This window comes from Streptomyces sp. NPDC048361 (genome assembly GCF_040651795.1).
GTDB lineage: Bacteria > Actinomycetota > Actinomycetes > Streptomycetales > Streptomycetaceae > Streptomyces.
The window spans coordinates 65,681-84,326 of record NZ_JBEZKW010000033.1 but is presented as its reverse complement, the minus strand read 5'-3'; the positions used below and the strand labels follow the sequence as shown (position 1 = coordinate 84,326).

The 18,646-nt window shown below is 72.6% G+C and carries 18 protein-coding genes; 2 read left to right on the top strand and 16 right to left on the bottom strand.

Translation table 11 applies throughout. The annotated features are described in order from the left end of the window. From AB0D31_RS20240 to AB0D31_RS20175, 14 genes are all read right to left on the bottom strand, one after another. Positions 1–678 (bottom strand): glycosyltransferase (locus AB0D31_RS20240; RefSeq protein WP_362724757.1); only part of this gene is annotated, 678 nt, incomplete at its 3' end. After that, the gene (locus tag AB0D31_RS20235; RefSeq protein WP_362724754.1) at positions 675–1,676 is read right to left on the bottom strand and encodes a glycosyltransferase family 9 protein; all 1,002 of its coding nucleotides are present in this window, start codon (positions 1,674–1,676) and stop codon (positions 675–677) included. The genes AB0D31_RS20235 and AB0D31_RS20240, both read right to left, overlap by 4 nt. Before the next feature lie 248 nt (positions 1,677–1,924). Further along, positions 1,925–3,343, bottom strand: coding sequence for a PfkB family carbohydrate kinase (locus AB0D31_RS20230; protein ID WP_362724775.1), 1,419 nt, complete (start codon positions 3,341–3,343; stop codon positions 1,925–1,927). A 2-nt stretch (positions 3,344–3,345) separates the two neighbouring features. After that, entirely contained in the window at positions 3,346–3,933 is a 588-nt protein-coding gene (locus AB0D31_RS20225) for an SIS domain-containing protein (RefSeq protein WP_362724751.1), read from the bottom strand. Next, the gene (locus tag AB0D31_RS20220; RefSeq protein WP_362724748.1) at positions 3,933–5,150 is read right to left on the bottom strand and encodes a glycosyltransferase; all 1,218 of its coding nucleotides are present in this window, start codon (positions 5,148–5,150) and stop codon (positions 3,933–3,935) included. The genes AB0D31_RS20225 and AB0D31_RS20220 overlap by 1 nt, the downstream gene beginning before the upstream one ends. Continuing rightward, positions 5,147–6,097 carry a glycosyltransferase gene (locus tag AB0D31_RS20215; RefSeq protein ID WP_359966651.1) on the bottom strand — a complete coding sequence of 317 codons (951 nt, stop codon included), beginning with the start codon at positions 6,095–6,097 and terminating at the stop codon, positions 5,147–5,149. Before AB0D31_RS20215 ends, AB0D31_RS20220 begins: the two co-directional genes overlap by 4 nt. Then, positions 6,094–7,083: a glycosyltransferase family 9 protein gene (locus AB0D31_RS20210; RefSeq protein WP_362724745.1), complete on the bottom strand. Its 990-nt coding sequence runs from the start codon at positions 7,081–7,083 to the stop codon at positions 6,094–6,096. The genes AB0D31_RS20215 and AB0D31_RS20210 overlap by 4 nt, the downstream gene beginning before the upstream one ends. Further along, positions 7,080–7,673, bottom strand: a complete 594-nt coding sequence (locus AB0D31_RS20205; RefSeq protein WP_362724742.1) for an HAD family hydrolase — start codon at positions 7,671–7,673, stop codon at positions 7,080–7,082. Before AB0D31_RS20205 ends, AB0D31_RS20210 begins: the two co-directional genes overlap by 4 nt. Next, positions 7,670–8,674: a glycosyltransferase gene (locus AB0D31_RS20200; protein WP_362724739.1), complete on the bottom strand. Its 1,005-nt coding sequence runs from the start codon at positions 8,672–8,674 to the stop codon at positions 7,670–7,672. The genes AB0D31_RS20205 and AB0D31_RS20200 overlap by 4 nt, the downstream gene beginning before the upstream one ends. A 3-nt stretch (positions 8,675–8,677) precedes the next feature. Beyond that, positions 8,678–10,309 (bottom strand): carbamoyltransferase C-terminal domain-containing protein, encoded by a 1,632-nt coding sequence (locus AB0D31_RS20195; protein ID WP_362724736.1) that lies wholly within the window; start codon positions 10,307–10,309, stop codon positions 8,678–8,680. Between the two features lie 166 nt (positions 10,310–10,475). Beyond that, complete coding sequence (locus AB0D31_RS20190) at positions 10,476–11,438, bottom strand: NAD-dependent epimerase/dehydratase family protein (protein ID WP_362724733.1); 963 nt, start codon at positions 11,436–11,438, stop codon at positions 10,476–10,478. A gap of 190 nt (positions 11,439–11,628) precedes the next feature. After that, positions 11,629–12,888, bottom strand: a complete 1,260-nt coding sequence (locus AB0D31_RS20185; protein ID WP_362724730.1) for a cytochrome P450 — start codon at positions 12,886–12,888, stop codon at positions 11,629–11,631. A 382-nt stretch (positions 12,889–13,270) separates the two neighbouring features. After that, positions 13,271–13,687, bottom strand: a complete 417-nt coding sequence (locus tag AB0D31_RS20180) for a CBS domain-containing protein (protein WP_362724727.1) — start codon at positions 13,685–13,687, stop codon at positions 13,271–13,273. 156 nt (positions 13,688–13,843) lie between these two features. Beyond that, positions 13,844–14,404 carry a hemerythrin domain-containing protein gene (locus AB0D31_RS20175; RefSeq protein WP_359966627.1) on the bottom strand — a complete coding sequence of 187 codons (561 nt, stop codon included), beginning with the start codon at positions 14,402–14,404 and terminating at the stop codon, positions 13,844–13,846. 541 nt (positions 14,405–14,945) lie between these two features. Between AB0D31_RS20175 and AB0D31_RS20170 the strand changes: the two genes are divergently transcribed. After that, positions 14,946–15,359: a hypothetical protein gene (locus AB0D31_RS20170; RefSeq protein ID WP_362724724.1), complete on the top strand. Its 414-nt coding sequence runs from the start codon at positions 14,946–14,948 to the stop codon at positions 15,357–15,359. 232 nt (positions 15,360–15,591) lie between these two features. On the opposite strand, the gene AB0D31_RS20165 is transcribed toward AB0D31_RS20170, so the two are convergent. Beyond that, a complete protein-coding gene (locus tag AB0D31_RS20165) occupies positions 15,592–16,548 on the bottom strand; it encodes a SigB/SigF/SigG family RNA polymerase sigma factor (protein WP_362724721.1) in 957 nt (318 codons plus the stop codon). A gap of 555 nt (positions 16,549–17,103) precedes the next feature. Here AB0D31_RS20165 and AB0D31_RS20160 point away from each other — a divergent pair. Further along, positions 17,104–17,430, top strand: a complete 327-nt coding sequence (locus tag AB0D31_RS20160; RefSeq protein ID WP_362724718.1) for an STAS domain-containing protein — start codon at positions 17,104–17,106, stop codon at positions 17,428–17,430. A 91-nt stretch (positions 17,431–17,521) separates the two neighbouring features. Here AB0D31_RS20160 and AB0D31_RS20155 read toward each other — a convergent pair whose 3' ends face one another. Then, complete coding sequence (locus tag AB0D31_RS20155) at positions 17,522–18,616, bottom strand: glutamate--cysteine ligase (RefSeq protein WP_362724715.1); 1,095 nt, start codon at positions 18,614–18,616, stop codon at positions 17,522–17,524. Positions 18,617–18,646 lie beyond the last annotated feature (30 nt).

The following is an 18,646-nucleotide window of genomic DNA, read 5'->3' as shown; positions in this document are numbered from 1 at the left end:
GGCAGTGAGCAGTTCGTTGCGCAGGACCCTGACCGAACGGCCGTCGCGCGGCGCCGGGTCGGGGTGGTGGTGGGCGACGACGTCGGGGCAGTGGGTGACCCCCCAGCCGTGCGCGGCCAGGTCGTAGGCGAGCAGGGTTTCCTCCGCGCCGAAGAACAGCAGGTCGTGGAAGCCGCCCGCGTCGAGGAAAGCGGTTCGCCGCACGACGCAGGCACAGGCGAGGAAGCCCAGGACCTGGGTGCCCGGCAGGTCGTGGGCCGGGCCCAGCGGGGAGGCGGCGAGGACGTCGTTGAGCGGGTCGGGCTCCTCGGCGGGGCCGACCAGCGTACGGGCGGAGATCAAGCCCAGCCGCGGGTGACTGTCCATCAGCTCGGCCGCGCGGTCCAGGGCGCCGGGCGCCCACCAGGAGTCGTCGTCGCTGAACGCCACGTACGGGGTGCGCAGCGCGCGTACGCCGAGATTGCGGGCGAGGGCGCCCTGGTTGGAGGCCAGGGGCAGCACTTCGACCTGGGGGAAGTCGCGGGCCAGCCGGGTGCGGGTGTCGTCGGTGGAGGCGTTGTCGACGACGAGGATCTCGGGCCGGTCGGGGAGGTCGAGCAGGTGGCGCAGGGTGCGCGCCAAGCTGTCGGCGCGGTCGCGGGTGGCGATGACGACGCCTGTCGTGGGGGTGCGGTTCATGAGGCGAGGGGGAGTTGGCCGAGGGCGTGCAGGACGTCCTCGGTGCTGATGCGCAGGAGCGCCGGGTCGGTGCGTACGCCGTGCGGGTCGCCTTCCGCGCCCGGGTGCGGGCGCCACACCACGCGGTGGCGCGGGTCGGGCGGTGGGCCCCAGCGGCTCGGTGCGACGGGGCCGAACAGGGTGACGGTGGGAGTGGCGTGGGCGACGGCGAGGTGCGCGATGCCGGTGTCACCGCTGAGCACCGCGCGGGCGCCGGCGACCAGCGCGTCGAGGCGCCCGAAGGGCAGGCCCCCGCCGAAGGTGTCGGTGTCGGGCAGGCGCGCCTGCTTGGCGAGGCGGGCCACGAGGCCGTCCTCTTTGGCCCCTCCGGTGACCACCACGCGGTGGCCGCGCTCGCGCAGCGCTACGGCGACGGCGGCGTAGCGGTCGACCGGCCAGCACCGGGAGGGCGCGCCGGCGCCCGGGTGCACCACAACGGCTCCCGGCGCGGGCGAGGGGGCCGGCGGCCGGGGCAGCAGCAGATCGGCGGGGTCGGCGGGGATGCCGTAGAACTCCAGGAAGCGGCACCAGCGGGCCCGCTCGTGTTCCTCGGCCCGCCAGCGCGGCCCGTCGATCTCGGGGGTCTCCGGGTGGGCGAAGGCGAACAGGCGGCGTGGGCGCAGGAGTTGGAGCAGTCGGTGGCTGGGCGGTCCGTTGCCGTGCAGGTCCACGGCGATGTCGGGTGGCGGCCCGTCCCAGTCGAGGGCGGAGGGGACGGCGCGATCCGGAGCGCAGGCGGGCAGCAGCCGGTCGACGGCTCCCGTCGCCGCGGCCACCGGCGCGAGTTCGGCGGGGGCGGCCAGGACCAGTTCGTGTTCGGGCAGGGCCCTGCGCAGGGCGCGCAGCGCCGGAACGCCGGCGAGGAGGTCGCCGAGGCCCAGGGCGCGCAGCACCAGGAGTCGCGGGCGCGTGACCGGCCGCGCCGCGCCGTCCGGGCCGGCAGCGCGGTCGGACGTCATCGGCCCTCCGACGCCCGGGCCAGAAGCGCGGTCGGACGTCATCGGCCCTCCGACGCCCGGGCCGGGAGCGCGGTCCACCGTCATCGGCCCTCCGTCGCGGGGGCCAGAAGCGCGGTCGGACGTCATCGGCCCTCCGACGCCCGGGCCGGGAGCGCGGTCCACCGTCATCGGCCCTCCGCCGTCCGGGCCGGGAGCGCGGTCCACCGTCATCGGCCCTCCGACGTCCGGGCCGGCAGCGCGGTCCACCGTCATCGGCCCTCCGTCGCCGGGGCCAGAAGCGCGGTCGAGGACCGGCCGTCCAGGTAGGGCAGCAGCAGCACCTGCCCGCCCCACTCCTCCAGCAGAGCGGCCTCGGGCAGCTCGGCGCCGGAGTAGTCGCCGCCCTTGACCCAGATGTCGGGGCGCAGCTCGGCAAGGAGCCGTTCGGGAGTGTCCTCCTCGAAGACGGCCACCGCGTCGACGCACGCCAGCGCGCACAGCACTCGTACCCGGTCGGCGAGCGGGTTCCTGGGGCGGTCCGCACCCTTGCGGCGTCGTACCGAGGCGTCGGAGTTGAGGCACACCACCAGGCAGTCGCCGATGCCCCGGGCCGCCTGGAGCAGCCCGACATGTCCGGCGTGCAGCAGGTCGAAGCAGCCGCCGGCGGCGACGACGGTGCCTCCGGCGGCGCGGGTCCGGGCGATCACGGCTTGCGGGTCCGGGGCGTCGGCGACGTCGTGGGGCTTCTCGCCGGCCGGCCGGAAGCTTGTCGCGGGCGACGCGCCGTCGCTCACCGCCCCCGCGCCACCTCGGGCGACGAACGCGGTCGCTGCCGCCACGGCGCCCTCGACCGCCTCGCCGACGAGCGTTCCATCGGCCAGCAGGCCGGCCGCCGTGGCCGCGAACCGGTCACCCGCACCGCAGGCGTCACCGTGGTGCACAGCGGGCGCCGGGACGAACAGGGGCTGTTCGCCGTAGGACAGCAGCGCGCCGCGCGCGCCGAGCGTCACCACGACGCAGGCGGCACCCCAGTGCCGTACGAGTGCCGTCGCCTGGGCGGCGACCGCTTGCAGGCCGTTGCCCGCCGGGCCGGTGGCGTCGAGCCCTGCGGCCGACACGAACGCCTGGGCCTCCGACCGCGCCGGCGTCACCAGGCGGGTCCCCGGTACCGGTGGCCCGCCGCGCGGGTGCGGGTCCCAGACCACCGGGGGGCGTTCTGTCAGTACGTCCCGCAAGGAGTCGGCGGCGCCACGGCCGTAGTCGGAGACCAGCACCGCCCGCGCCGAACGGACCGCCTCGCGGGCCGCGTCCGTCGCGGCGCGGACGCGGCCGTCACCGCGGTCGAGCCGCACGACCGGCCGGTCCTGCGCCAGCACCCGGGTCTTCTCCGCCAGCGCGCCGGTCAGCGGCAGCCCGATGATCCGCACCCGGCCGTCGAGCAGCCGGCGCAGCTCCTCGCTCGCCGGGTCGTCGCCCAGGCCGGTGATGAGCGTGACGTCCCGGCCGTCGTCGGCCGCGAGGCGGGCCGCGAGGGCGGCTCCGCCCGGCCGCGCCCGGCACGACCGTTCGGTGACCACCGGCACGGGCGCGTCGGGGGCCAGCCGGTCGGCGGTACCGGCCAGATCGCGGTCGAGCAGGGCGTCACCGACCACCACCAGAGGGGCCTTGCCGGAGCGGGCGCCGACCATGGTCACCTCCCGTTCCTCTCGATCGCCGCGTCGAACGCCGCGCACACCATGTGCACCGCCACCAGATGGAGTTCCTGGACGGTCGCGGTGGAGGCCCCCGGCACGCACAGCGCCTCGTCGCTGCCCGCGACCAGCGGGTTCGGGGCAGCGCCGGTCAGCGCCCATACGCTCATCCCCGCCGCGCGTCCGGCGTCGGCGGCGGACAGCAGGTTGGCGCTGGCGCCGCTGGTGGAGAGCAGCATCAGCACATCACCGGGCCGTCCGTGGGCGCTTACCTGGCGTGCGAACACCGCGTCGACGCCGTAGTCGTTGGCGATCGCGGTGGTGCTGGAGGTGTCGGTGTGCAGAGCGAGCGCGGAGAACGGCGGCCGGTCGTCGCGGTAACGGCCGACGAGTTCGGCCGTCAGGTGCTGGGCCTGTGCGGCGCTGCCACCGTTGCCGGCCGCCAGGAGCCGGCCACCGCCGCTGAGGACGGCGGCCAGTCGTTCGCCCCACCGCTCGGTGAGGTGGGCCCGTTTGCGAAAGCCGGCCATGGCGTCGAGGAGTTCGTCGCAGTGCGCGGTGACGGACGATTCGGCGTGGGTGCTCATCAGGCGACCTCCGTACGCAGTTCCTGGCCCAGGGCGATACGCCGGTAGACCTGTTCCACTCCGTCCGCGACGCGCTGCCAGGTGAAGCGGGCCAGCACGCGCTCGCGTCCCGCCTCTCCGTAGCGGCGCAGCCGGGCTTCGTGTCCCAGCAGCTCACGGACGGCGTCGGCGATCGCGGCCGTCTCGCCCGGCGGCACGAGACGGCCGGTGTGCCCGTCGGCGACGCTGTCCTTGTGGCCGCCGACATCCGTGGCGACCACCGGTGTCCCGCAGGCCATGGCCTCCAGGGGGACGATGCCGAAGGGCTCGTACACCGGGGTGCACAGGACCAGGTCGGAGCTGTTCATCAGGGCGGGCATCCGGCGCGGGTCGACGGCGCCGAGCAGCCGCACCCGGTCGGCGACGCCTTCCGCTTCGGCCAGGCGGCGCAGCCGCGCGGCCTCGGGCTCCGTGTCCAGTTGGTCGGGGGGCGGCCCCCCGGCGATGAGGAGTTCGGTGTCCGGGATCAGCGCGAGGGCGCGGATGGCCTGGTCGTAGCCCTTGCGCGGGACGAGGCGGCCACAGGCGAGCAACCGGTGGCGCTGCCCACGGGCCGGGGCGTCGGCGGTGTCCGCCAGGGGGCGGAACTGCTGGGCGTCGACCCCGCACGGCACCACGGACACCCGGCCCACGGGAACCCCCATGGCGGCGAGCTCCTGGACCTCGTCGCCGCAGGTCGCGAGCACGCGCTCGCAGGTGCGGCCGATCTGCCGCTCGATGCCGACGCGTTCGCCCGGACTGGTGTCGTCCGGGCCCTGATGGCGCCGCTTGACGGTGCCCAGGGCGTGGAACGTCTGGACGACCGGAACGCCGTACGCGGCCGCTCCGAGCTGGGCGGCCATGCCGGACATCCAGAAGTGGGCGTGCGCCACGTCGGGCCGCTCGCGCCCCCAGGCCCGTGACAGGTACGCGCCGAAGGCGGGCATGTGCGGGAACAGGTCGTCCTTGGGCAGGACCTCGCAGGGCCCGGCGGGGACGTGTTCGACGACGGCGCCACCGGGCAGCGGCGCCCGGTCGGGCAGGTCGGCGGCGTCACGGCGGGTGTAGACGGTCACGTCGTGGCCGCGCCGCGCCAGTTCCTCCGAGAGGCGGGCGACGTACACGTTCTGTCCGCCGGCGTCGACACCGCCGAGCGCGGCGAGCGGGCTCGCGTGCTCGGACACCATGGCGATCCTCATCGGGTCACCTCCTTCAGCAGCCGCTCCCAGTCGTCCAGGAAGCGGGACAGGCCGTAGCGGGCGAGCGCCGCGGCGCGGGCGCCCTCACCGATCGTGCGGGCGTACTGCGGGTCGGCGATGAAGTCGCCGACGGCCTCGGTCAGTACGTCCATCCGGTTGGACACCACCCCCGCGCCGGCGGGCACGGCCTCGGTGACCTCCGTGGTGGCGAGGGCCACCACGGGCATGCCCAGGTGCATGGCCTCAAGCAGCGACAGGCCCAGCGAGGTCCAGCGGATGGGGTGGAGGTAGAGGCGGCGCCTGGCCATCGCCGCGTGCAGCTCGCGCTGGGGGAGCTCGTGGGAGCGGCAGCGCTCGGGCGCGAGGCCGAGGTGGCCGGCGAGCCCGTCGGTCTTCATGCCGAAGACGTCGAGGGGGGCGGCCTGTGCGAACGTCGCCAGCAGATCGGTGCCCGTCGTCCGGCCGCGCCGCACCGGCTCGTTGACGACGACGGCGGCGTTCGGGATCTCGCCGGTCCACAGCGGCCCGGGGTCGACGATGCCGTGTTCGATGACGGTGGTCTCGGCGCGCCCGGCGTCCCACATCAGGCGGTTGAAGTGGGTGACGTGGACGAGCGGCACGCCCGGCAGGTCCGCGACCGGATGACGGGTGTCCGGAACATCACCGTGCGGGGCATTGTGCTCCAGGTACACCATCGGCGGGCGGCGGCCCAGCCACTGCTCCACCAGGGCGTACTCATGCGGCCGTTGGAGGATCACCAGGTCGATGTCCGCGTCCCGCAGCCGCTCCGGCGGAACTTCGATCACGCTGTCCGGCCAATCGAACGTGCGGGCACGGCCGAGCCCGTCGGCGTCCCGGTCGGGGGTGACCGGGACGACGTAGGTGTGTGGGCCCTGCACGAACGCGGTCGTCCAGGAGCCGTGCACATGCCAGATGAGGATCCTCATTCCGCGACCATCACTTTCTCTACGGCGGTCACCACGTCCTGCGCGGAGACCGAATCCAGACACGGGTGGCCGGGCACCGGGCACTGCCGGGCTCGGCTGTCCGCGCAGGGGGCGCCCTGGTCACCGAGCAGGATGTGGGGGACGCCGTAGGGGCGCCAGCGCTCGGCGGGGACGACCGGGGCGAACAGGCAGACCACGGGGGTGGCGACGGCGGCGGCGAGGTGCGCGGGCCCGGTGTTGCCGGTGACGACGGCCCGGGCCCTGGCCAGCACCCCGCAGAGTGCGGCCGCGTCGGTACGGCCGCCGAGGTCGAGCGCGTACTCGCCCGCGACGTACGCGGTCAGTTCGCGCTCGCCCTTCCCGCCGGTGACCACGACCCGGTGGCCGGCCGCCGCGAGCTCGCGCACCGCCTCGGCACACCGTCGCGGGCTCCAGGCCCGGGCCGGAACACTGGCTCCCGGGTGCAGCACCACATACGGATCGGGGCCGGTCAATGCCATCGTGGAAGGCGGGTCGAGTACACGCAGCCGGCCGTCGTCCGGGCAGGGGAACCCGGCGGCCTCGGCGAGGTCGAGCGCGGCCTGCGCCTCATGGGCGTGCGGCGCGCGCTGATGGCGTACGTCGAGCAGTGAACCGGGGTAGTCCACGCTGTCCGCGGCGATGTACGCCACCCCGGCCAGGCGCAGCAGCAACGCCGCGGGCAGGGGGGACTGGTGGAAGGAGGTCAGGATCAGGGCGGCGTCGGCGTCGATCGTCTCGATGAGTTGCTCGACCTCGCCACGGCCCACCGGCGGGGGCGAGAAGCCCACCCAGGGGGCGTCCCACACGAGGATGTCGTCCACGCCCGGCAGCAGGCGCGCCGCATGGGCGCCGACCGGCCCGCACAGGACGGTGACATGGTCGGCGCGAGCGGCGACGGCGCGGATCGCGGGCCCGGCGAGCAGCACGTCACCGAAGCTGTCCAGGCGAGTGACCAGGGCCTTCATCGGACCCTCCCCGCACGGTCGCGGGCGGCCCCGGTAATCCGTTCCGCGGCGCGGCCGCGGGTGACTCGCAGCCGGCCCGACAGCACCGCCCGCACGGCGCGGGCCAGGTCGGGGGCCACGTGCGCGGCGGCGGCGATCTCCTGCGGCCGGGTCACCGGGGTGGGCACGAGGACGCCCAGTGCGCCGGCCCGGCGTGCGGCCTCGACGTCGGCGCCGATGTCACCGATCACCGCGGTCCGCCCGGGCGGGATTCCGAGCCGGCCGGCGGCCCACTCGATCATGCCGGGCCGCGGTTTGCGGCAGCGGCACCCGTCGTCGGGACCGTGCGGGCAGACGGCCCATACGTCGAAGGGGCCGATCAGTTCGTCGATGCGTTCGTTGACGCGGCGGACGTCGTCGGCGCTGAGCAGCCCGCGTGCGACGCCGGACTGGTTGGTGACCACGCCGGTGGCGATGGACCGGTCCCGCAACAGGCCCAGCGCCTCGCGGGCGGTGTCGACCGGGCGGACCCGGTCGGGATCGCCGTTGTAGGGGACGTCGTGGACGAGGGTGCCGTCCCGGTCGAAGAGCACGAGGTCGATCTCGTTCACGGCGCCACCGCCCGGTGCGGCGCCGCGTCGCGATGGCGCCACAGACCGCTGAGCCAGTACCAGGTGGCGGCGGGCGGAATGAGCACGCTGGTGGCGAGCATGGTCTCGACCTCGTGGCGGCTGCGCGGTCCGGGCGCGATGCGTGCCCAGGCGAACTCTCCGGTGGCGGCGGCCCAGCCGAGCGCGGCGGTCGCGGCGGCCCGGCGGCGCCCGGTCGCGGCCAGCGCGCACGCCGCCGCGGCTGCGGCCGTGATCGCGAGGTGGTGGTACAGGCGCCCGCGCGGCGCGGCGGCCCGGTGCCACCAGTCGGGCCCGTGCAAGCGCCGCATGAGGGCGTCGTCGGCGTTGCCGCGCTGGGCCCGCAGCGAAACCCAGCGGTCGGCGGGCCGCACCGGGTGCTTGGTGGTGCGCCGCCCCTGCTCGATGCGCCACCGGTCGTCCAGGACGCGCAGCGCGAGGTCGGCGTCCTCGCGGAAGGCCCGGCGAAAGCGCTCGTCGAAGCCGCCGACCCGCTTCAGCGTCTCGGCGCGCAACGCCATGTCGGCGGTGATCCAGCGGGCCCGGGCCAGTCCGGCGGTGCCGCGCTCCCAGTCGGTGGGCCGGCGCTCGCCGGGCAGCGGTACGGCGATGACGCCCTGGACCGCTCCGGTGTCCGGGGCCGCCTCGGCGAGATCCTGGGCCAGTTGCTCGCACCAGTGCGGCCCGACCTGCACATCGTCGTCGAGGAAGGCGATCCAGGGGGCGGTGGCCGCGCGCAGCCCGGTGTTGCGGGCGGCTGCGGGACCGCGTCCACCGCTGTGGATCACCAACGTGCGCTCGCGCAGATCACCGAGGACGCTCAGCGGGTGCTCCAGCGCGCCGAGGTCCGGCGCGGACCCGGGCCGGTCGTCGACGAGGACGATCTCCTGGGGCTTCGGGCCTGCGGCGGCGGCGAGCGCGGCGAGACAGTCGGCGAGCGTGTCACGCACCAGCGTAGGGATGACGACGGCGTAGGCGGTCATACGTCAGGCCCTCCCGTACACCGCGCCCCGGCGCACCGCGAAGGGGCCGATGGCGAGGAGGTCGACGGGTGCGGAGCCGAAGCACTCCAGGGCGTCGCGCGGGTCGTCGACCATGGGCCGACCGGCGGTGTTGAGGCTCGTGTTGACCACGACCGGCAGCCCGGTACACCGTTCGAACCCGGCCAGCATGCGCGCGACGAGCGGCTCCTGGCCGGCGTCGACCGTCTGGATGCGGGCGGTGCCGTCGACGTGGACGACGGCCGGAATACGGTCCCGCCACTCGCGCGCCACATCGTGCACGAACAGCATGTACGGGCTCGGCAGCGGGCCGGTGAACAGCTCGTGCGCGCGCTCGGCGAGCACCATGGGCGCGACCGGCCGGAACTCCTCACGGCCCTTCACCCGGTTGAGCCGTTCCAGGTTCTCCGCGCGGCCCGGGTGAGCCATCAGGGAGCGGTGTCCCAGGGCGCGCGGCCCGTACTCGCTGCGGCCCTGGAACCAGGCGACCACCCCATCACGCGCCAGTTCCTCGGCCACCACCTCGGCGATGTCGTCCGGTTCCTCGTAGGGGACCCCGGCCCCCTCCAGCCAGGCCCGGATCTCCTGGTCGCTCCAGCCTCGGCCGAGATCGGCGCCGGCCATCGGCTCCGGGTTCTCCGCCAGGTGCAGGGCGCCACCGAGGGCGGTCCCGGCGTCACCGGCGGCGGGTTGCACCCACACATGGCGGTACGGGCCCTTCGCCGCGATCTTGGAGTTGGCGACGCAGTTGAGGGCGACCCCACCGGCCAGGGCCAGGGCCTCGCCGCCCGCCTCGCGGTGCAGCCAGTGCACCAGTTCCAGCAGGACTTCCTCCAGGACGGCCTGAGTGCTCGCGGCCAGGTCGGCGTGGTCGTTGGTCCACGGCTCGTTCTTGCCGCGCGCCGGTGCCAGGGCGGACCAGTCGACGCCGTGGGTGCGAAAGCCCCCGTCGCCGGTGGCGTGGACGTGTTCACGCAGGCGGGCCAGGAAGCGCGGCTTGCCGTAGGAAGCGAGCGCCATCACCTTGTACTCGTCGCTGCTGCGCAGAAATCCCAGGTGCTGGGTCAGGTCCTCGTACAACAGGCCGAGCGAATGGGGCAGCGGCTGGGTGAAGAGCGTGTCGAGCTTGCCGTCGTTGTAACGGCCCGCCAGGTGGGAGGCGCACTCACCGCGGCCGTCCAGGACCAGGACCGCGCTGTCGGGGTGCGGCGCTGCCCGCCCCGCCGAGGCGGCGTGCGCCACGTGGTGCGGTACGAAGACGACCTGCTCGGGGTCGAGGCCGGGCAGGGCCTCGGCGAGAAACCCCGGCGCCTGGCGGGCGTAGTCCTGGCGCAGCGGATCCCAGGGGTCGTCCAGGCCCAGGTCGGCGGCGGGCCGCGCGAGCTTGGGGTCATAGGAGTAGGTGACCGCGTCCAGTTCCTCCGGCCGGATGCCGGCGTACTCAAGGCACCAGCGGGCGGAGAGTTCGGGCAGTTCCCAAGCGGAGAAGGGCAGAGGCCGCTTGCCGTGTTTGCGGCGGCTGAAGCGTTCCTCCTCGGCCGCGGCGACTGTGCGGCCGTCCACCACCAGAGCTGCGGCGGGGTCGTGGAACAAGGCGTTGATACCAAGAATGCGCATGATGTCCGTCCCTGGCGGCGTTCGGGGGCGCGTGCGCCCCACAGGTCCCACGGAGCGGTTGCCTCAAACACGTGAAGACAACTGCCGCGCGGTGGGCATCCCGTGTGTGGCTCTCGGCGAGCCGGGCCGGGGATGCCGGGGTGGTGCTCTCGCGATGTCGGCCGCTTCAGGCGCTGACAGACCGGGAGAACCAGCTCACCGTCCGTTTCAGGCCCTCCGCCCAGCCCACCACCGGTTCCCAGCCGAGCCGCTCGCGGGCGAGCGTGGTGTCGGCGCGCCGTCGGCACGGGTCGTCGACGGGGCGCTCGACGAAGCGGACGCGGGAGGCGGAGCCGGTGATCTCGATGATGTGGCGGGCGAGTTCCAGCATGGTGATCTCTTCGGCGCCGCCGATGTTGATCGGGCCGCTCTCCGCCGAGGCGGCCAGCGCGAGGACACCGTCCACGGTGTCCTCGACGAAACACAGCGACCGGGTCTGGCCGCCGTCACCGGCGACGGTGAGGGGCGCGCCGTCCAGAGCCTGAGCGATGAAGGTGGGTACGGCGCGGCCGTCACCGGCGCGCATGCGGGGGCCGTACGTGTTGAAGATGCGGACGACGGCCGTGTTCGTACCGTGCACCTGGCGGTGAGCGGTGACGAGTGCTTCGGCGTACCGCTTGGACTCGTCGTAGACGCTGCGCGGCCCGATCGGGTTGACGTTGCCCCAGTACGTCTCGCGCTGAGGGTGCTCCAGAGGATCGCCGTAGACCTCGGACGTGGAGGCGAGAACGAACCGGGCACCGTCGGCGTGGGCCCGCTCCAAGGCGAACCGAGTGCCGTTGCTGCCGACCTCCAGCGTCTCCAGCGGCAGCCGCAGGTAGTCGGCCGGGGAGGCGGGGCAGGCGAAGTGCAGCACCAGGTCGAAACGGCCGGGCAACTGCTCCCAGACCGTGGGATCGGTGGCGTCGCCGCACACGAAACGGAAGGCGCCGTGTCGTTGGAGCTCAGCCACGTTGTCGGTCGAGCCGGTGGCCAGGTTGTCGAGGCACACCACCTCGCATCCCGCTTCCAGCAGCCGGTCACAGAGGTGGGACCCCACGAATCCGGCGCCGCCGGTTATCAGGGCCCGGCGCCAGGTGTGTCCGCTCATGGGGACGCTCCTTACTCACTGGATTCACTCGTGTCCGCTGAGTAACCAGGATGACGTGTCGTATGCGAGGCAGCCAGTCGGGGGCCGCGCGTGCGCCGCTGCCCGGCGGCGCACGCCGTGTGGGTACGCGGCCGGCCAAGCCGCCGGTCCGGCCCGGGCCTGTCAGGACGTCCCAACAGCGCCGGGCCCCTCAGGTCGCGCCCGTCACCCTCACCTGCTCCACGGCGAAGCCGCTGCGCACCCGCGCCGGGATGCGGTGCAGGGAAATCTTCAGGTCCTGGTCCGGCACCGTGTACTCCAGGTCCGCCAGACGCATCGCGAGCGCTTCAAGAAGTCCGATGGTCAGGCCCTCGCCGGGGCAGCGATGGCCGGTGCGCGGCTCGCCGCCGCCCTGGGGGATCAACTCGTCACGTTCGACGGGGTGTTCAAGGAACCGCTCCGGACGGAACACATGCGGATCTCCCCACAGCGCGTCGTCGTGGTTCTGCCCGAAGACGTCGAGCAGCACCATCGCGCCGGCCGGCACCGCCACGTCCCGCCAGGACAGATCCCGTACGGCAAGACCTCCGAGGTAGGGCGCGAAGGGGTAGAAACGGCGTACCTCGTGCGCGAACGCGGCGGCGTACGGAATGTCGCCGTCACGGAGTCGGTCTCGCCGGCGCGGCGTCAGATGCAGATGCAGCGCATGGGCGGCGTAGGCGACGAACCAACTGATGGCGACGGTGGGCCGGATGACGTTCAGCAATTCGACGGCCGCCGTGTGCGGATGCAGCAGCTCGCCGGTGCTTTCGCGGTGCGCGCACACGGCGGCGAGCACCGACCCCTGGGGGGCGGTGGCACGCCCCGCGCGGACGTCCTCGACCAGCCGGGTGAAGTCCTGCTCCTGACGGCTGCGAGCGCGCCTGGCCCGGAAGTGCCGTGGCCCGGCGGTGGCGAAGCCGTCCACCATGGCCACCAGGTCGCGTGCCAGTTCCGCCACCGCGGAGTCCCCGTCGAGCCGGATGCCGGCCCAGTCGCACACGCCACGAGTGAGCACCACGCTCGCCGCATCGAACAGAACCACCCGTCCCTGCTTGCTCCACTCGCGTGCGGCGTCGTCCCACGCCGCGCTGACATGTTCGACGAGACCGGCGATCCGCCCGGGGTCGAGCAACGGCAGGAAGAACTCCTTGCGCGCACGGTGGGCGTCGCCGTCGAGGGTGTGAACGGCGTCATGGCCGAACAAGGTGCTCAGCACCGGCCCCGGGAGCGCGCCGCTCCGACGCACGTTGCGCTCGTCGTAGAAGAAGCGCACTGCCTCCGGCCCCCGCACGACGAGAGCCGGCTTGCCCAGCACCCGCGTGCGCGCCACGCCACCGGAGCGCCCGCCGAGCAGGCCGGGCAGCCAGGTGTAACCCCGGGCGAAAGCCGAAAGGGAACGGTCGATCAAAGGAGTGGTCGATACGTCCATAGTCGGCAGGTTCCCACGCATACGGGCGGTACGCATGGGACACCGAAAGGGCCCGTAATGGGCTGAAAACGGATGGCCGTGCGACGGGATCAACCACGCTGCCAATAGTTGCTGACCGCGCGCTCACGTCCCGGCACTGGGGCTCACGCCGGACTCTGCCTTCCCGATGGGCATCCGGCTCGACACCCTCGTGTCCGAAGCCGTGTCCTGAAGGCGCGCACCGGCTGCCCGGCCCCGATCACGGCTGTTCCGACAGCCGATCTTCAGGACTGAGCAGCAGGGATGCGGGATGGGGGATGCCAGGCACGATCCGGCCGTGATCGCGCCACGAAGCGCCGACGTGCGTGCACGTGCGTGCACTCCGACGGGCTTCGACTCGTCGTCAGTCGGTGGAGAGCGCCTGGAGGAGGTCTCCGACCTGCGGGTCGGGCAGCGCGCGGGCGACATCGGCCTGGGCGACGACACCGACCAAGTCGTGCCCGTCGATGACAGGGAGCCGACGCACCTTGTGCGCCGTCATGGTGCGCAGGATTTCCGCGGCGTCGTCGTCGGCGCCAATGGTGACCGCCTCACCCTGTGCGAGGTCACCTGCCTTCGTGTCGGCGGGATCCAGGCCCTTGGCGAGAACCTTGACGACGATGTCGCGGTCCGTGAGCATGCCCTTGAGTCGCTGATCGGTACCGCAGATCGGCAGGGCCCCCACGCCGAGCTGGGCCATCTTGCGGGCCGCCTCGGCCACCGTTTCCTCGGCCCCGACGCATTCGGCGCCGCCGGTCATGATCTCGCGTGCGCTGGTCATGTCATTGCTCCGTTCTCATGGGAATGGGTGACCGGCCCGGTCTTCGCCCCCGGACCGGTCAATACCTTGCGTACTTCTGCACGGTGGGGATGAACAAGCTCCCACGCGGACGCCCCGCAGCTGTCAGCCGGTTGCCCAGCGACCGCGAGCGCCCGCTCAGTCTTTGCCGCGCCCGGTGACGAAGTCGCGGGCCCGGTCGACGAGGCCCGCTCCGGGCGCGAGGAGCTTGTTGCCGGGCGGCGTGTCGGGCGCGCCCGGGTGCGGACGCGTGGGGGCCAGCTTCTTGGCAGTCCGGATCTTGTCGCCGAGTTCATCGAGCACCTCTGTGGACACGGCGCCGGCCAGAGCGGGGAACAGGTGTTGCTCCTCGTCCGCGACATGCGCGCTGACCTCGCGGATCAGCTGCTGCACCAGGCTGTCGAAGCGGGCATCGCCGACGTCGGCCTTCTCCAGGTCCTTCAGGAGTTGCTCGACGGTCGCGTGATCCTTGATCTCCCTGTCCGCCAGAGCTTCCCCACCGGGTACGTGCTCGCGAACGGCGGGGTAGAGGTACATCTCCTCCGCCACCGCGTGCCGGACCAGCTCGATCGTGAACCGGTCGGCGATGTGCCGGCGCTTGTCGTCATGCAGGGGCAGGGCCTCGATCTGGTCGAACAGGTCCTCCACCTCGCGATGGTCCGCCTTCAGTTCCTCAATGACGTTTCCGCCGTGTCCCATAAGGGCGTGTTCCTTTCGGATCGATCGGTCCCCGAGTGCTTTCCTCTCGCGTCCTCCTCGGTGCATGGGTTCCCGCCTCTTTGCCGGACTAACGCGCCTATTTCGCCGTGCGCGGTTCCGGTGCCGTGCGAGCGCGTCCGACGGCGCCGCGGGATGTCGGCAACCGGCGCCGCCGCGACGTCGGGCCGGCGGCGCCAGGCACAGGGCCCTTCGCTTCCAGCGCCGCATACCGGTGCATCCGCCCTCCTCTGGATCCGTCCAGTGATGGCTGAAACCCTCTGAGGGGAGCGCGTCGGAGGCATTCCCGACCGGCCCCGCTCCCCCATCGCGGCAACGGAATGAATGATTCCGACTCTGGAGGCGTCTGAAAGAACGATTTTCCCCAAGCCGGGGCGAGTTCCCTCAACAGGGCGTGCAACGCGCCCCTTATGTGCGCCATTGCCCAACTCCGCATTACCCCGGAAGCTCCTTGAGCACCCGGACATTCCGTACGCCTCGTACGGGAAACGTTTCTCTGGGCCGGGGCAGAAATGGGGAAAGCGTGAAGTTCAGCAAGACGCTGGCCACCCTCGCGGCGGCCACGGTGCTCGCTCTCGGCGCGGGACAGGGACTGGCGGGCGCGGCTTCGCCGACCGTGGGCCCCGGCCTCTACACGCTCACGGATCTCAAGACGGCCCATGTGGACACCGGGGAACTCGAACCGGACGGTCACGCCACCGACCCTGTCCCGCCGCGAGGAAACCGCCTCAGGTGCTACAACGTCCACCACACGGGGCCGGAGTTCTCGGTCGACTGCACTGGACCTGTCTCCTTCGACATCTGGCTCGACTGCTCGAACGGCACCCGCTATGTAACCGATCAGGTGACGACCGGAAACGGAGCCAGAGGCGTTCTGGTGTGCCCGCTCGGCTCCAAGGTCACCCGCGGCGGCGGACGGCAGACCTCCAGCGAGTAGAGCCCTTCGCTCAGCCGAGCCACGGACCCGGCTGAGCTCTTTGCCCCGGCTGCCCGTGCATCGACCTCTGAGGCCGATCCCGCCGACCGCTGTGCTGCCGCGACGCCCCACGCCTCGCCCTGCCTGAGCGCAGCTTCATCGCGCGACAGGTCAGGGGCCGTGAGCGCCGACCCAGCCCAGGTAGTGAAGCGCCGAGTCCCCCATGGCTGGGTTATCCACGAAGCCCGGCCGCTTATGAAGCGCGAGCGCGATGAGCGGTCGGGGACGGGCCAGGCGTCACTGTCGTACCGAGCCCTCGGCGGGGCGGTTGCCGCTGACCCGACCGATGCGGGTGGCCGCGCGTGATCGTGACGCCGGCCTGGGCGTCGAGCCGGTTCGCGGCGCTTCCCAGGGTCTGCTGCCTTATGCGGGTGCAGGTGCTGGCGAGCAGGCGCGACACGTGCATTTGGGAGATGCCGAGTTCCTGGGCGATCTGCTTCTGCGTCATGTCCTTGAAGAACCGCATGTGCAGGATCCTCAGTTCGCGTTCGGGCAGCGCCCTCAGAGCTGGTTTCACCGCCTCGCGGTCCACGACGATGTCGAAGCCCGCCTCGGGGACACCGAGGGTGTCGGCCGGCGCCGGGCCTTGCCCGTCCCCGCCTTCATGACGGGGACGGGCTTCCAGGGACAGACTGCTGAACGACTCGAGTGCTCGCAGACCGTCGTGGACATCGTCTTCCGCCAGACCGCAGTGATCGGCGAGCTCGGGGACCGTCGGCTCCCCCGGCCGGAGCGTCATCAGTTCGCGACGCGCGATGCGGACCGTGTTGCGCAACTCCTGAACCCGGCGCGGGACGTGGACGGCCCAGAGATGATCGCGGAAGTACCGCTTGAGCTCTCCGTTGATCGTCGGTACCGCGTAGGCTTCGAACGCACCTTTCGCCGCCTCGTAGCGGTCCACCGCTTTGAGCAGCCCCACTGCCGCGACCTGGTACAGGTCTTCCGTCTCCGCGCCGCGGTCGCGGTACTTGAGCGCCAGACGCCGGGCCATCGGCATCCACTGACGCACCAGAGCCTCGCGCAGCGCCTCACGTTCCGCGCCCGCGTCAAGGGCGGCCAGCCGGGCGAAGGCGGCCGCCGTGTCGGGTGCGTCACCGCGGTTCCTGGGGCGGTGCGCGTCGGCCGCGCGGGGTCGGGTGGTGGCAGGCATGACCGAACTCCTCTCGTGGCGGCACAGGCCCTGGCCACACCGTCCGGGCACCATGCGCTCGGCCCGCGGACGGGTCCTGCGGGCGTGCCCCCGGTCTGAAGCACAATCGGCGCCTGCCCGTGCCACTCCGCGGCAAACAGCCGGGGCGCGTGCGGGGTTTCAGCAGCGTGGGCAACCGCGCGTAACCCGTTCCGGACTGTCCTCGTTTGGTGTGATGTTCGCCCCCGGGACACCGCAGGGGCCCTCGTCCGGGCACACACCTCCGTTGAGGGCTCCTGCGGTCGGCTCCCATGAGACATGTGCACCGGCCGGACGGAACGGCGACCACCTCGCCGACTGCGCAGGGACGCCATCGATACCGCGCCGACGGCGAGGCAGGCCGGGTGAGTCCACTCATGCGCGACCATCCAAGACACTGGTTCTGGAGTCGCTCAGATGGGAAAATCGTTCCTGAGCCGCGTCGGCTTCCACGGTCTCCGGGACACGTTCGGGACACGTCGCTTCCGGCCCTGTCCAGCCGCCGCATCAGCGCCCTCGTACGCGAGGAGGATCGTCATGCATCGGAATCGCCTTGCCGCGTCGGCCCGCTCAGGCGCGGCCATCCTCCGCTTGGCCGGGGAGTTCGATGTGGACACCGTCGGGCCTGTACGCCGGGCCCTGGAGAAGGCGGCTGGTGACGACGCCGTGCGACGCACCGTCGTGGACGTCGCCGGCGTGACATTCGCGGACACGTCCCTGCTGAACGTGCTTCTGGACGCACGCAAGGATCACCACTTGGTCCTGGCCGGTCCGGTACAGCGCGAGGTCGGCATCCTGCTGGCCCTGACGGGCACGAGCGGCCTGTTCACCCTCGCTCCCAGCGTAGCGGCGGCTTGCACCTGAGACGCCTGGGAACCGCCTTCACGTCCTCAACATCCGGGGCCGCGACGGCCGCCCTGGCGGTGGGCATCGTTCCGTTCGACGGCCGGTCAAGTCAACTGGCGGTGCTTTCGGTCATGAGGTCGATCAGGCTGCGCGGGCCGTCCTGGGCGCGGGCCCGGCGCTGGCGCTCGGCTCCGGTTCCCACCCGCAAGAGGCGCTGCACGGCGGGAAGCACGTAACGGTCGTCCCCGCAAGCCGTCAGGGCAGGGGTGATGTGGTCCAGCAGCCGCGCCACCACCTCTGCCGCCGGCCGGGCATCGCCGCGCGGGTGCATGAGCGTGCCGCCCAGGCCGTAGCGGGCCGCTTGCCACGTCGCCGCCTGCAGCTGCTCGGGCGTGCACGCGGGCACCGGTTCCTCTCGTCCGTACGCGTCTATGGCGGTGGCGGCCAGAGCGCGGACGATTCCGGCGAGCATGACCGCGTCCTCCACGCCGAGCTGCACGTCCAGACACCGCACTTCGACGGTGGGGTAACGCTCGGACAGGCGGGCGTCCCAGTACAACTGGCCCGTGTCCATGATCACCCCGGAGCTGACGAGAGCGGCGATGCGCTGGTCGTAGTCCGCGACGTCCGTGAAGAGAGGCGGCGGACCGCTCACGGGCCAGCGGTTGAACACGAGCGTGCGCCAGCTCGCGAACCGGGTGTCGCTGCCCTGCCACAGGGGCGAGTTCGCTGACATGGCAAGCAGCGTGGGGAGCCATACCCGGATCCTGTTGAGCACCCCGACGGCGGTGGCGCGGTCGGGCATCCCCACATGGACGTGCATCCCGTTGATGAGTTGCTCGTCCACCAGAGTGCCCGCCTGCTTGCGCATGCGCCGGTATCGCGGTTCGGCGGTGACGGGGACCTGCCGACCGGGGCAAGCCAACGGCGCCGTCGCCACCGCGGCCAGACGGCACCCGTTCCGCTCGGCGGCGGCCCCCAGCGCGTGCCGCAGACGAAGAAGGTGACCGCCCAGCTCCGTCAAGTCCTCACATACCGGCGTCGCCGCTTCCACCTGTGCCTGAAGGAGTTCCGGCTGGACCTCGTCCTCATCCGCGAACCACCCCAGCCCGACCGCTCCCCGTACCTCCTCGGACAGCGCCACGGGCACGCCGGTGAGGGGATCGATCAACACGTACTCTTCCTCGACACCGAGACTGATCACTTCACTCAGCCCCTCCGTCAAGCCCGGCTC

Bases quoted from the DNA above. Each gene is read 5' to 3' on its own strand.
- AB0D31_RS20185 (WP_362724730.1), bottom strand. From the start codon at position 12,888: ATGGACGTATCGACCACTCCTTTGATCGACCGTTCCCTTTCGGCTTTC.
- AB0D31_RS20190 (WP_362724733.1), bottom strand. From the start codon at position 11,438: ATGAGCGGACACACCTGGCGCCGGGCCCTGATAACCGGCGGCGCCGGA.
- AB0D31_RS20210 (WP_362724745.1), bottom strand. From the start codon at position 7,083: ATGAAGGCCCTGGTCACTCGCCTGGACAGCTTCGGTGACGTGCTGCTC.
- AB0D31_RS20175 (WP_359966627.1), bottom strand. From the start codon at position 14,404: ATGGGACACGGCGGAAACGTCATTGAGGAACTGAAGGCGGACCATCGC.
- AB0D31_RS20225 (WP_362724751.1), bottom strand. From the start codon at position 3,933: ATGAGCACCCACGCCGAATCGTCCGTCACCGCGCACTGCGACGAACTC.
- AB0D31_RS20220 (WP_362724748.1), bottom strand. From the start codon at position 5,150: ATGAGGATCGCCATGGTGTCCGAGCACGCGAGCCCGCTCGCCGCGCTC.
- AB0D31_RS20235 (WP_362724754.1), bottom strand. From the start codon at position 1,676: ATGACGTCCGACCGCGCTGCCGGCCCGGACGGCGCGGCGCGGCCGGTC.
- AB0D31_RS20195 (WP_362724736.1), bottom strand. From the start codon at position 10,309: ATGCGCATTCTTGGTATCAACGCCTTGTTCCACGACCCCGCCGCAGCT.
- AB0D31_RS20215 (WP_359966651.1), bottom strand. From the start codon at position 6,097: ATGAGGATCCTCATCTGGCATGTGCACGGCTCCTGGACGACCGCGTTC.
- AB0D31_RS20160 (WP_362724718.1), top strand. From the start codon at position 17,104: ATGCATCGGAATCGCCTTGCCGCGTCGGCCCGCTCAGGCGCGGCCATC.
- AB0D31_RS20165 (WP_362724721.1), bottom strand. From the start codon at position 16,548: ATGCCTGCCACCACCCGACCCCGCGCGGCCGACGCGCACCGCCCCAGG.
- AB0D31_RS20200 (WP_362724739.1), bottom strand. From the start codon at position 8,674: ATGACCGCCTACGCCGTCGTCATCCCTACGCTGGTGCGTGACACGCTC.
- AB0D31_RS20180 (WP_362724727.1), bottom strand. From the start codon at position 13,687: ATGACCAGCGCACGCGAGATCATGACCGGCGGCGCCGAATGCGTCGGG.
- AB0D31_RS20230 (WP_362724775.1), bottom strand. From the start codon at position 3,343: ATGGTCGGCGCCCGCTCCGGCAAGGCCCCTCTGGTGGTGGTCGGTGAC.